Source organism: Streptomyces sp. NPDC002130, assembly GCF_040296465.1.
Taxonomy (GTDB): Bacteria; Actinomycetota; Actinomycetes; order Streptomycetales; family Streptomycetaceae; genus Streptomyces.
In genome coordinates this window covers 1-12,182 of sequence record NZ_JBEOXI010000079.1, presented here as the reverse complement: position 1 = coordinate 12,182, position 12,182 = coordinate 1, and the positions used below count along the sequence as shown (strand labels likewise).

General features: G+C 68.1%; 11 protein-coding genes. 3 read left to right on the top strand and 8 right to left on the bottom strand.

Going from position 1 to position 12,182, the window contains the following annotated elements; translation table 11 throughout:
• Positions 1-82: 82 nt before the first annotated feature.
• Positions 83-856 carry an isoprenyl transferase gene (locus ABT116_RS17345; RefSeq protein ID WP_351633852.1) on the bottom strand — a complete coding sequence of 258 codons (774 nt, stop codon included), beginning with the start codon at positions 854-856 and terminating at the stop codon, positions 83-85.
• A 903-nt stretch (positions 857-1,759) separates the two neighbouring features.
• Here ABT116_RS17345 and ABT116_RS17340 point away from each other — a divergent pair.
• Positions 1,760-2,989 (top strand): winged helix DNA-binding domain-containing protein, encoded by a 1,230-nt coding sequence (locus ABT116_RS17340; RefSeq protein WP_351633849.1) that lies wholly within the window; start codon positions 1,760-1,762, stop codon positions 2,987-2,989.
• A gap of 119 nt (positions 2,990-3,108) precedes the next feature.
• Here the strand turns inward: ABT116_RS17340 and ABT116_RS17335 are convergent, their stop codons facing one another.
• The 3 genes from ABT116_RS17335 to ABT116_RS17325 all read right to left on the bottom strand — a co-directional run bounded on the left by ABT116_RS17335 (position 3,109) and on the right by ABT116_RS17325 (position 5,764).
• On the bottom strand, positions 3,109-3,987 hold the full coding sequence (locus tag ABT116_RS17335) for an LLM class flavin-dependent oxidoreductase (protein ID WP_351633846.1): 879 nt from the start codon (positions 3,985-3,987) through the stop codon (positions 3,109-3,111).
• A gap of 80 nt (positions 3,988-4,067) precedes the next feature.
• Positions 4,068-5,060, bottom strand: a complete 993-nt coding sequence (locus ABT116_RS17330) for a hypothetical protein (protein ID WP_502983884.1) — start codon at positions 5,058-5,060, stop codon at positions 4,068-4,070.
• A gap of 44 nt (positions 5,061-5,104) precedes the next feature.
• Positions 5,105-5,764, bottom strand: a complete 660-nt coding sequence (locus tag ABT116_RS17325) for a hypothetical protein (protein WP_351633841.1) — start codon at positions 5,762-5,764, stop codon at positions 5,105-5,107.
• A 314-nt stretch (positions 5,765-6,078) separates the two neighbouring features.
• Between ABT116_RS17325 and ABT116_RS17320 the strand changes: the two genes are divergently transcribed.
• Both ABT116_RS17320 and ABT116_RS17315 read left to right on the top strand, forming a co-directional pair.
• On the top strand, positions 6,079-6,456 hold the full coding sequence (locus ABT116_RS17320) for a DUF192 domain-containing protein (RefSeq protein WP_351633890.1): 378 nt from the start codon (positions 6,079-6,081) through the stop codon (positions 6,454-6,456).
• Positions 6,457-6,604: 148 nt separating this feature from the next.
• Positions 6,605-7,231 (top strand): hypothetical protein, encoded by a 627-nt coding sequence (locus tag ABT116_RS17315; RefSeq protein WP_351633838.1) that lies wholly within the window; start codon positions 6,605-6,607, stop codon positions 7,229-7,231.
• Between the two features lie 117 nt (positions 7,232-7,348).
• Here the strand turns inward: ABT116_RS17315 and ABT116_RS17310 are convergent, their stop codons facing one another.
• The 4 genes from ABT116_RS17310 to ABT116_RS17295 form a co-directional block, all read right to left on the bottom strand.
• Complete coding sequence (locus tag ABT116_RS17310; RefSeq protein ID WP_351633835.1) at positions 7,349-7,942, bottom strand: hypothetical protein; 594 nt, start codon at positions 7,940-7,942, stop codon at positions 7,349-7,351.
• A gap of 60 nt (positions 7,943-8,002) precedes the next feature.
• Complete coding sequence (locus ABT116_RS17305; protein ID WP_351633833.1) at positions 8,003-9,016, bottom strand: hypothetical protein; 1,014 nt, start codon at positions 9,014-9,016, stop codon at positions 8,003-8,005.
• 154 nt (positions 9,017-9,170) lie between these two features.
• Positions 9,171-9,890 (bottom strand): hypothetical protein, encoded by a 720-nt coding sequence (locus tag ABT116_RS17300; RefSeq protein ID WP_351633831.1) that lies wholly within the window; start codon positions 9,888-9,890, stop codon positions 9,171-9,173.
• Positions 9,891-9,936: 46 nt separating this feature from the next.
• The coding region (locus ABT116_RS17295; RefSeq protein WP_351633828.1) for a hypothetical protein at positions 9,937-12,182 on the bottom strand (2,246 nt) is incomplete at its 5' end.

Below are 12,182 nucleotides of genomic sequence, written 5' to 3'. Positions count from 1 at the left end.
GCGTTACAGGCGTCGCCAAGGGGGTACCGGGAGGTGTTGTGACGTGGGACGTCCTGCGTCCGGGTACCCGTCTGGGGGTACGTCAGCCGCCGTAGCGCCGGTGGCGGGCGGCGTAGTCGCGCATGGCCCGCAGGAAGTCCACCTTGCGGAACGCCGGCCAGAACACGTCACAGAAGTAGTACTCCGAGTGCGCGGTCTGCCAGAGCATGAATCCGGACAGCCGCTGCTCGCCGCTGGTGCGGATCACCAGGTCGGGGTCGGGCTGGTCGCTGGTGTAGAGGTGACGCCCGATCATGTCGATGTCGACGGCCTCGGCGAGCGCCTCCATCGAGGTGCCCTTGTCCTGGGCGTCGAGCAGCATCGACCGCACCGCGTCGGCGATCTCCTGGCGTCCGCCGTAGCCGATGGCGACGTTGACCACTATTCCGTCGACGTGCGCGGTGGTCTCCTCGGCCTCCTTGAGGATCGTCTGGAGCCCCGAGGGCAGCAGGTCGGGCGTGCCGACGTGGTGCACGCGCCAGCGGCCGTCGGCGGCCAGGGTGCGCACGACGTCCTCGATGATGCCGAGCAGGGGGACGAGCTCTTCCCGCGGCCGGTCGAAGTTGTCCGTGGACAGGAGCCAGAGGGTGACGACCTCGACGTCGGTCTCACTGCACCAGCCGAGGAACTCCTCGATCTTCCCGGCCCCCGCCCGGTGGCCGTCGACGGTGCTGGAACCGGCGGCCTTCGCCCAGCGCCGGTTGCCGTCCATGATGACGCCGATGTGCTTGGGCACCTGAGCGTGGTCCAGGTGACCTTCCACCCGGCGTGCGTACAGCCTGACCAGCAGGCCACGCAGCTTGTCGCGCAGGTTCACGTGATTGTCAGCCCCTCCGTACGGATCGGACAGGCCGCGGCGTGCGGCCCGGTCGTGGCCGCGGGCGGTCCCTGCCCGTATGGCAGTCCCCGGAGGCGAAGCCTACCCTCGCCGCGGCCCTGGGCCGCCAACGGGGACGGAACGAACGGTTCCGGCCGATGGTTCGAGCCGCCCGGCGGGCCAAGAAAAACGGGCCGGTCCGTGGGGGGGAGACGGACCGGCCCGAGGGGGGGTTTCCACCATAACCCTTCGTGAGTGCTGCTGCGTGCATCGGCGTGCCACAACTACTCTCCGGAGCCGCCCGGCGACGCGGCGACGCAAGCGGTGGCCCTCATTCAGGGCTCGCCTCTGGCCGAAACTTGGCGCATAAGCTGGGGAATCAGGCATTCCGTGGCCGGGAACCGGAGGATTTGCCGCACCTTGGGGCCCGCTCGGGTGACTTGTCCCGACATCCCCCCGACGGGTGACGCGCATGTGAACGCCCGCTTGACCCGGGGACGGACCGCGGATCGCCTGCGTGCCGCCCGCCCGCCGAAGTTTGCCGACGGGACGTCGACGCCGTGCGGCTCGACGGGTGGACCCTGGCACCGCGCAGCCCCCTCCACTGCGCGGTACCGCACGCGCAGCTTTGCTCACGCGAATTGCCCTCGTTCGAATTTACGCGAGCGGCCGCGCGGACGCGAGCTGCGGGCGATAACGATGTGAAAAACCCCGTCGGGAGATGCGCAAGTGCGGTGGGTGGGAGGAGGGACGGCGGGAGGTGCGGATCGAACGGGGCCTTGAGGCCCGGGAGCTCCGTAGCCGGGCTCTATCGGTGGGCGCCATCAGTGGGCTCCCGGGTGGGCGTCCTCGGTGGCCCTCTATAGGACGGAATCTGTCCTTGTTGCCGTCTAACGTCGCTTCATGACGACGACCGTGAGGATCACGTGGGACGCGGCGAGCGCACGCCGGGCGCGGCGGCAGTTCCTGACCAGGCCGGCCGCGACCGGGACGCCGGTCGCCGAGGTGGTGGGCGCGATGCTGGGGGCGCACGCGCAGGTGCTCTCCGCGGCCGAGCTGTCGGTGGGGATGCGGACGGACGCGGCGACACGGGCGGACGTGCGGGCCGCGCTCTGGGACGACCGGTCCCTGATCAAGACGTACGGCCCCCGCGGCACGGTCCACCTTCTCCCGGCCCGCGAACTCCCCCTCTTCTCGGCGGCGCTGACCGCGGTACCGACCGGGCCGAGCCCGTTCCCGCCCGATGTACGGCTCACCGAGGAGCAGGCACGCCAGGTCGTGACGGCGATCGGTGACGCGCTCGACGGCAGGTACCTGACCCTTGACGAGCTGTCCGACGAGGTCGTCGCCCGTACGGGCCCCTGGGCCGGTGACCGTGTGATGCCGGCGTTCCAGGACCTGTGGCCGCGCTGGCGCCAGGTGATGCACCGGGCCGGCTGGGCGGGCGCGCTGTGCTTCGGCCCGAACCGCGGCCGCAAGGCGACGTATACGCGGCCGCCGCGGGGGGACGTCGGGGCGGGGGCAGGGGCCGGGAATGGCGCCGGGGCTGGGGAGGCTCTGGCCGCTTTCGTCCATCGCTACCTCTACGCGTACGGTCCGGCGACCCCGCAGCACTTCGCGCGCTGGCTGGCGGCGCCGCCCGGCTGGGCGACGGCCCTGTTCGGCGAACTGGCAGCCGAGGGACGTATCGAGGAGATCGACTTCGAGGGGATGCCGGCGTGGGTGGCGGCGGGAGACACCGACTTCCAGGACGGACCGTCCGGCCCGAACGGTGCGGAGGGTGCGGAGGGACCGGACGGCCCGGCGCGGGGTGTGCGCCTGCTTCCCTACTTCGACGCGTATGTCATCGCCGGTCAGCCTCGCGAGCGGCTGTTCCCCGGGAAGGCGTACCAGCGCGCTCTCGGCGGCGGGCAGGCGGGCAACTACCCCGTGCTGCTCGTCGACGGTGTGGTGGCGGGGGTGTGGCACCAGCGGCGCAGTGGCCGCCGTACGACCGTCACGGTCGAGCCGCTCGTACGGCTGACGGCACAACAGCGACGGGAGCTGGACGAGCAGGTGGAGCGGGTGGGCGAGGTGCTGGAGGCGACGCCGGAGCTGGTGGTGGGAGAAGTGACGGTGGGTCCGCACGCGTGATCACCGGCTGGGTGTGCGTCAGCCGGGCTTGCGTGCGTCGAAGAGGTGGCGGGTGCTGTGAGCGACGAAGGGCCCCTCGGCCTACCCGGAGTGTTGCAGCAGCCACGGACAACGGGCCCTCAGGGAACCAGGGGCCGCACTTCCTCGGCGGCGAACCGTACGAATCCCTCCGGGTCGGGCTCGTCCGCCGTCGGCTGCAGGACGACGCTGTCGGCCCCGGCCTCGACCAGTCGCCCGACGGCTTCGGCGACGGCCCGGGCGTCCCCGGCGACTCCGAGGTCCGGAACGGCTTCGTCCCCCTCGGCCGTGAGCTCCGCACGCAGCCGGGCGGCGGCGTCGGGCCCGGTGGCGGTGAGGAGATAGACGACCAGGGGGTGGGGCCCTGCCCCCCGTCCGGCCGCGGCGCGCCCCTCCTCGACGAGCTGCCGCGCCTTGCGCACGCCCTCGGCGTTCGTGGAGGCGGTGAGGATGGTCCCGTCGGCGGCCTCTCCGGTGAGCCGCAGGGACCGCGGGCCGGTGGCCCCGGCCAGCACCCCGCCGTGGGGGCCCTCGGGCGGCCAGTCCAGGGCGACGTCGTCGAGCTTGACGTACCGCCCGTCGACGGTGACCCGTTCGCCGCGCAGTAGAGCCCTGAGCGCGAGGAGGTGCTCGCGCAGCAGGGTGACCGGTGACTCGACCCGGGCGCCGACCTGCCCCATCCAGTCCTGCACGCCGTGGCCCACACCGAGGATCGCCCGCCCGGGGAACATCCGGTGCAGGGAGGCGGCCTCCATGGCGGTGATGGCAACGTTCCGCAAGGGCACGGGCAGCAGCCCGACCCCGACCCGCACCCGCCCGGTCCACGCGAGAGCGGCTGCGGCGGTGGAGATGCCGCCTTCTCTGAAACAGTCTTCCCAGAGCCAGAGCTGCTCCAGGCCTGCGTCATCGGCGATTCGGGCAACGGATCGGAGTCGTTCCGGGGCGAGTTGGGGACGGAATACGGCACCTAGTGCGGTCATGAGGTCTTCCTATCCGGCACGGAACGGCTTCACAACTCCATGGGTGAAGGATCACAAGCAACGTCAGCCCGCGGCTGGCGTCAGCGGTTGACCGACTGGATCTCCTGGACGACCACATTCTGCTCCCCGCCGAAAGAACCGTCCGGCAGCGGCTGTTCGCCGGCCACGCCTGTACCGGTCCAGTGGATCTTCCAGGTGAGCGTCGCCCTGAGCTGGTACGAACCATCGCCCGACGACCGGAGATACTTCACGCCGCAGGAGGGGGTCTCGTCAGCCTTGCCCTTGGCGTATGGCTCACCGATTCGTCCGTTTTGGATCTGGCAAACGCCCGAGGCGGGGTAAGTCTCGGCGTCCGTGGTGCCCGGTTCAATCTTCACCGATTCGGGTTCGGCCGTTGTGGTCGCCTGGATGCCCAGGAGTGGAACGGAGGCCGTCACGGACACAGGCTTGAATTCCGCCGCGTCCAGCCACGCCCAAGTAGGCAGATTCACTTTTGTGTTCGCCTGCGGGGCGAGATTCATCTTCGTGGAAGGTACGCGCACTTCGGCGTAGGCAAGCTGCGCGAGGACCTCGGCAGTGATGGCTTGCGGGATGTCGGCCGGCGGATCGTCGTTCTCGTCCACCCAGAAGATGGGCTTCGTGCAGTCAAGCGCCCCGGGGTCCCCCTCCCGGCCGGGCGTGACGTAGAAGTCCCACCAGTAGCCCTTGCCGGCCTTGTCCTTGTTGAAGTCTTTGTAGGGGTGGCCGTTGACGTAGCGATCGCGCTGCTCGGCATCCCACTCGTAGCCTGTCGAGCCGGCTTCCCAAGTGGGTTCCAGGTACTTCTGCAGCTGCTCCGGCGTGTACTTCGGAGCGTAGTAGCAAGCCGGCGGGGTCCAGGTCGTCGAAGACGTCACCGGGCCTGCCGCCTGTCCCGAGCCGTTGTCGGAACGGTCGAAGACGACGACTCCGGCGGTCGACGACAGGGTGCCGCCGCCGTCTGAGTCACCGTGGGCGTCCGTCTTCGCAGGAGGCATCTGTGATCCGCCACCAATGACGTTGTCCGCCTCTGCGGGGGCTCCACACAGCAGCATCGAACCGATCGCGACGGGCACGATCAAAGCCCGGGAAGCCGGTCTCAGGGCTGGCACCTGTCGCTCCCCCTCTGGGAAAGGATCTTCTCGATGACCCACACACCCTTGTCGTTCTTCTGCAGCAGGGTGTTGTAGAGCACGTAGCTGTTCTTGGATGCCGGGGTTTTGTTGATCTTCTTGTTCTTCAGGTACATGTCGTAGGCCTTGCTCTGGTCTTCGCAGTACACGAGCGACCCACTGCCCTCACCCCTGACGTTGACCACGGGGTCGTAGAAGCGATATGCGCCCGTGACACGCGCTTTGGCCTTGACATAGGCCTGAATGAACGTCTGCGTTCCTGCGGCCGCCTCGCCCTCGTAGTAATAGAGGTACGCCTTGTCGAGCGCGTTCTGGTTGACGATCGCCAGGTCCACTGCCTTGATGGACTGTTCGCTGTCCGCCAGGATCGCGTCCTTCTCCTTGTCCCCTGTCTTGGGCCAGTCGAAGGTGTAGGAGAGGTCCGAGGGCAGTTCGATGTTCGGCCGGCCGACGGAGTCCGCAGCGCTCGGAGAGGGGGAGGGCGACGCCTTGTCCTGGGTGTCCGCTCCCGCGATCTTGTCGTTGTCCTTGCCCTTGGAGCTGTCGTCGCTTCCGCACGCGGACAGCGTCAGGGCCGCTGCGGCGGTCAGCGTGAGCGCTGCGAGGAGGGTGGGGCGGCGGGTCACGGTCGGCTCCCGGGAGGTGGCGAGGGCTTCTCTTGAGCGAACCAAAGCTATACAGCGGGGTGCGGCCGCACCAGGGTGAAGGTTGTTAACTGACGGGGCGTATGGGGAGGAATTAGTGATTCGTCGTCACTTTCGCGCCGTAACGGTTACATAACACGCCCAGAGGAGGCGTCAACAGCAGTGCTGCTCGGGGCGTTTCAGTCAGGAATCAGCAAAGGGCATGGGTCCTTGGGCCCATGTGAGGGGCTGTCGATATGGATACGTTCGGGGCGACGAGCCACCGGCAGGTGGTGGCACGGTCGGAGGGGGTCCGGATGGGGCGGCGTTGGCGGGACGGGCGTGGGGAGCTGGTCGTGCACAGGGGTGACGGCGGACCGTCCCTCAGAGTGCCGCTGGAGATCGCTGGCTCCTACCGGGCCCGTACGAAGGGGCTGTTGGGGCGGGACTCCATCGACGGGGCGATCCTGCTCTCCCCCGCCAACAGCGTGCACACCTTTCGTATGCGCATGCCGATCGATGTCGCCTATCTCGATCGGCGTCTTCGCGTCATCGCCGTGCGGACCATGCGGCCGGGGCTGCTGGGGGTGCCCCGGTTGCGGGCCCGGCATGTGGTGGAGGCCGGGGCCGGGGTGATGAGTGAGTGGGGGGTGCGGGAAGGAACGCGGGTGGAGGTCGTCGGGCCGGTGGAGTGAGGTGAGTGGCCTCGTTCGAAGGGCTCGGGTGGTGCTGTCAGGGGCTCGGCCGACTCCACCGTCCATTCGGCGAAGCGACCGGGTTCCGGGGCTCATAGCCGGCCAATCATAGGCGCACCCAGCGGTCGCATGGGATGGAGTCGCTTTTGTGAGTACCGACTTGTATGGATGGCTGGAGTGCAGGCATGAGCCCAGGCGCTACAGCGCTGGAGACGTTCCGTGGGAGGCCTTCTCCGAACTACGGCATCTTTATTGGGCCCGGGATTACATGTCGTTGTCAGCACTCTTCGACGTCCGGAGTGTGGAGCCTGTCAAAGCTCTCTTTCCTGACCGCGGAGTGCCTGTAGATGTCTCGGACAGGGCACGGAAAGATGTGGACGAAATCGAGGGTCACAGTCATTCGTGGTTCTCCGGGCGTGAACTGTCGGCTGTCGACTGGAACGCCCCCTGCACCGACGGCCCGTCTCGGTACTGGGTCCGCCGCTGGTCCCGTGCGGATGAGGGATCCCTCGTGCCCGAGGGACTGACCGTGCTCCCGGATGAGCTGTACGACTCGGCCGGCGCCACGTTCGGAGAAGTCAACATCGCTCACTCCCGGTGGCCCGCTGGCGGAGAGCTTCCGCTCGGCAACGAGGTGTACCGACCTGTCTCCCCTGCCTACCGCGACCTGATACCGGCCGACGGACCGTGGCAACCTGTGTGGAATGTGATGGGCACGCTGGCCGAACTCCATGGTGAGGACAACGTCCGCCTCGTAGTCTGGTTCGGCGGCTGAAGGGAAACCTGGGGGCACCGGTCGTGCGTCACGCGGTGACGGCTTCCGAGCCGTCACCCTCCTTCTCGTCTTCGCCTCGGCCTACTGTCATTCCATCCCTGGACGCCTGAGCCGTCGTCAACCGAACCAGACGACCAGACGTACGTTGTCGTCCCCGTGCTCGTCTACGAGGTCCCGCATCGCATTCCAGACCCGGGACCAGGGTGCCTGGTCCGGAGGAGCGAGCATCCGCGCTGTGAGAATCACGGGGCGGTACACGGCGCCGTCCAGGTGGACCTCGCCGCCCTGCGGCCATTCCGCTGGGCTGTACACATCCTCGCCGAAAGCATCGGCCGCGGCCTCATCCAGGCCGGGCGTGGCTGAGGCCCACACGATGTCGTGTTGGACGAGCTCGCCGTCGTCACCAGGCCGCCACAGGCCCGCCCAGTAATAAGCAGGCTCGTCGGCGAGCGGGGCGTCCCAGTCGACCACGGCGACTTCGGCCCAGGTGGCATACGTGTGGCTGTGCTGATAGTCCTCGCATCCGGTATCCCGTACCGGATCCGAGGGGTTACTCGGAAGCCCGCGGTCGGCGAAGAGCGGACGATCCACACCCCCCGTCCCGCCGAAGCCGAAGAGACACCCCCACGCCTCGCGGTTCCGCCCCAATTGCAGGTCCAGAAGGTCGACCGCCATCTCCCAGTGCCCGTCGGCCGAGCGAGTCTCGATCACACCATCTATGTCTGCGCCCACTGAGTTGCCCCCCTGATAACGAGCCGCACTGTCACGGCTTCAGGCGTTCCCCTGCGCCGCCTCGGTCAGCAGGCGCGTCGCTTCGACCACTGCGACGTTCCGGTCGATGTAGCGCTTGGCAAGTTCCTGGGCCCATGGGGAGAAATGGTCTACTTGCCAGAGCCAGGAGAGAATCCCTTCCGCGGTCCAGGCACCGATGCGCGCCGCCCACCGGTCGCTGAACTCTTCAGGCCCTTTGCCTTGCACATCCAGCCCCAGCTGCTTGCACTCGTACCAGCCCTCGGTCATGCGCTCACGAGTGACGAGCGTGATATCGGGCATCAGATCTCGCAGAACCATACGGATCTCCAGCCAATCGGGGCGCTCATCCTCATCCTCGTCCCAGTCCCCCTCCCACTCGGGAACGGGCTCCGGAAACGGCATCTTCATGCTGGGCAGAAGTGCTTCGAGAACGGCGCGGGCTTGAGCCAAGCGCTCCTGCTTCGGGTCCTCCTCGATCTCCCAGCCGCCATGCCAACCGAAGGTCACGTCTCGAACCACCTCCGGCAGCAACAGCTCCTCATCCTCGACAGGACGGTCAGCCATCGCCTGATACTCCGGCTCACGTAGACGCCTCAGCCACCAGCGGCCCCAGCGTCGATCGCCCTCGTTCACCCGCGTGTCAGGCACCAGTCGTGCCAGCGCCTGCTCGCCGTACGGCACACCCAGTTGGAACAAGACGCTGATCGCGTCGTGCGCCGCAAGTCCGGCGCGCACACACGCCTCGGCAAGAACGGCTGCCTCAGCGGTGGCCGTCACTCGGCCGAGCTCGGCGGCTTTCCTCAGAGAAGACAGCAGGCCACGGATGCGGGACGAGGCCGCCCTACGGGCACGGTGGGCTATGAAGAGCCGCCGCTGCCCGCCAGTAAGCGGAAGGTCAGGCTCCCTCTCAAAACGCTCGTAGAGTCCGTGCAACTCTTCGGAAGTCCAGTAGCCCTCGGTGCTCGGCGGAGCGTCGGCCATCGCTGCCGCCAGCTCCCCGAGAATGCCGGCCATCTGCTGATCGTCGGTCATGAGACCCCAGGTACTCCATCGCGGTCTTCGGGTCCTCCATCGCTCACCGACCTCGGTCAGCTTCATCTTGGTGGTGGCCTTCGGGCCCAGAAGCTCTTGTGCAGGTGGAGCAGGAGAGGCTGCTCCACCTTCCTTTCAGCTTCCGCGCCTACTACTACTGGGGCCTCTCAGTCTCCAGATCGAAGAGCCTCCCCTGTGCCGCCTCCGCGTTGTCCCAACTCGCCGGACCGCCCGGCTTCACCGACAGGCGATCCAGAGCCGCCCTGGCCTCAGGGCTCCCCATCGTGCCCAGCAACTCGATGGCAGAGTCCGCGCCGATGTCCTCGATCACGCAGCGCTCGGCCGTATCCACCGCCCAGTCGGCGAAACGGCCGGGGTCGGAGTCCAGGGCCAGCCAGCGGAACACCGAGTCGGCGATGTCGTCCCGCAGCCGCGGGATCATGGCGAGTATCGCCGCTTCGACGTGATCAACGACATGCCGCTGAAGCGGGTACAGCCTCTCCCGTCCCCGCCACTCGCGCACCAGCTCGTCCACACCGGCCCATGTCACCTGGCTCGTGCGGGGCATCCTCTCCCCCACCGCCTGGTGGAACTCCTCCCACACGTGCCACAACAGGCCCGGAGAGGGCGGCTGAGGCACATCCGGCGCCAACTCCGGGTCCTCCAGCAGCTCGGTCACCACCTGCCGAGCCTCCACCACCCGCTCATCGGTGCGCGGCAGGTTCCCGATCCGGTGCCAGTCGCCCTCGTCCCATGGCTGTGGCAAGGACCGAAGGGCGCGGGGCAGAACGTAGTCACCCTCCGGATCACACCATCGCGCGACCTGCGGATCCCACATCTCCTCGGCACTCCGCACCGCGTCCGACTCGCTCATCTCCGCCGTCCTGCCACGTCTCGTGGCTGTCGTCCACTCGTTCATCTCAGTCGATGCCCAGGTACGCCTTTGCGCTGTCCGGGTCCTTCATCTTCGACCAGTCCATCGTGCCGTTCGCCGTTCGCTCGTCGATGGCACGCTGCATCCTGCCGAGCTGGTCGGCGGACAGACCCTGGCCCGCCACCTTCACGTCCACACCGTTCTTGGCCATCTCACCAGCCGCCGTTCTGGTGTCCTTCGCCGGCTTGCCGTTCCGGGCGGGCTTGAACTCGCTGAAGACCGACGTCCAACGGTCCGCCGTCTCGATCTCCACGGTGGCCTTGCGTCCCGGCTCCTTGCTCGCCCACTTCTTGAGCCTCGCGACCTGATTGGCGAAGTCCGCCTTACGTGTGGCCGAGCCCGCGTTCTTGACCTCCTTGACGTGTACAGTGCCGTTCTTGTCCTTGTAGACCACGTCCGCGTCCGGGATCTCGTCGAGATTCACCTTCTCCCCGTTGCCCAAGTCAGCCTCCTTGCGGTTCATCTTGCCGCCGACTCCGGCGTCCACGTCGGTTCCGGGGGCCGCGTCGTCGGCAGCGCGGCGCAGGGCGTTCACCTCCGCGCGTGCCTCGGCGAGCTTGTTGGCGTCGGAGGCATTGGCGACCTTGCCTTCCAGCGCCGCGGCGGCATCGCCGTTGACGTTTCCGCGGCGTGCGAGGTCGGTGATCTCGTCGAGCGAGTCGGCCGCGTCCTTCTTGCTGATCTCACCGGGTTCTGGGGGGTCCTTGGCGCGGTTGACGAGCCCGTCGATCTGGTCGTCAGGCACCGAAGAGCCCTGCTCCCGCAGCGCGGCCTTCGCCGCTTCGGCCCTGGCGTCGAGCGCCTGCTGCTGGGCCTGGCGTGCGTCGTCGGCGTCGTCGCCCGTGCATTCCTTGTCGCCTCCTGCGGCGACGACGATCCGGTCGCCCTGCGAGGCTGCCAGGACGCCCGTGCCGGTGCCCGGGACTCCGCGCAGGCCGCCGCCACCGCCGTAGGGGACGCGCCCGATCGCGATGGTGCAGCTGCCGTTCTTCTCGGCCTTCTTCTTGGCCTCGTCGGCATGCTTCTGGGCCTCGTCCGCGGCCTTCTTCGCTCCGTCGAAGTCGCCCGCCTTGGCCGCCTTGGCCGCCTTCTCCGCCGCGTCGGACGCCTTGTCGAGGGCTTCACCGACCTCGGCCAGCTTCTTGAACTTGGTGAACTTCGTGATGGTCTTCGGGCTGAAGATACCGACGACGCCGACCACGGTGTTGCCGATGGAAGCGCCGTAGTTGCCCTTCTCCCAGTTCTCCTTGTCGACGAAGGTGTCGGTCGCCAGGTCGGACACGAAGTCCTCAGGCGAATTGACCCAGCCCCATACGGAGGAGACGTAGTTCCCCTTGTCCCACTTCTCGCCCAGCTCGTCGGCCTTGTCGCCCCACCAGCCGGTGGTGTAGCTCTTCAGACCGTTCCAGGTGTCCTTGACCGAGCCGACCGGGTCGCTGACGACGTCCATCGTGCTGGCCAGGAAGCTCTTGGTCGGCGCCACGAAGAAGCCCCGGACATGGTCCATGAACGTCCTGTCGTGACGCTCCTGGTCATGTACGTCGTCCCAGAGGGACTTGTCCTCGAACGGGCCCGGAGCGAGCGGGATCGTGTCGTTCGGGCCCGCGCCCTCGTAGGTGATGATCTGGGCCGACGCGGGGATGTCGCTGCCGCTCGTGTCACCGAGGCCCGTTCCGTCGCGGAATTCCGTGCCGCCGTCGGTATCCGTGCCGCCGTCGGCTTCCGTGTCTCCCTGGCCGTCCGCACCTCCCTGGGTGCCCGACCCACCTTGGGTTCCCGAGTCGCCCTGGGTGCCCGCATCGTCGTTCGTTGCCGTGCCGCCGTCCGCGTCCGCGCCGTTGCCGCGGTCGGCACCCGTGTCCGAGTCGCCCTGCTCCGCAGTGTCGTTGTCCCCGGCCGCACCCGTCTCCGTGCCATCGCCCTGCGGAGCGGGGCAAGCCGTGCCCGTCACCGAGCAGACCGCCGACTGGATGCCGTCGGCGATACGCCCGCCGAGGCCGCCAACCGAGAGCGCGACGACGATCGCCGCGACCACCGCGATGAGCCCCGCGTACTCCACCGCTGTCTGGCCCTCGTCCCGTCGCCAGCGGATCATTCTTTCCAGGCTGAACGGCCGCCGCTCCTCCCTGTCCTGGGGAGCGCTCTCGAACCACTCACGCGACCGGGCCCGGCGCAACAGCACGATGACCGCCACCGGCATCGCCGCCTGCGTGATGCCCCGCAGATCACCGT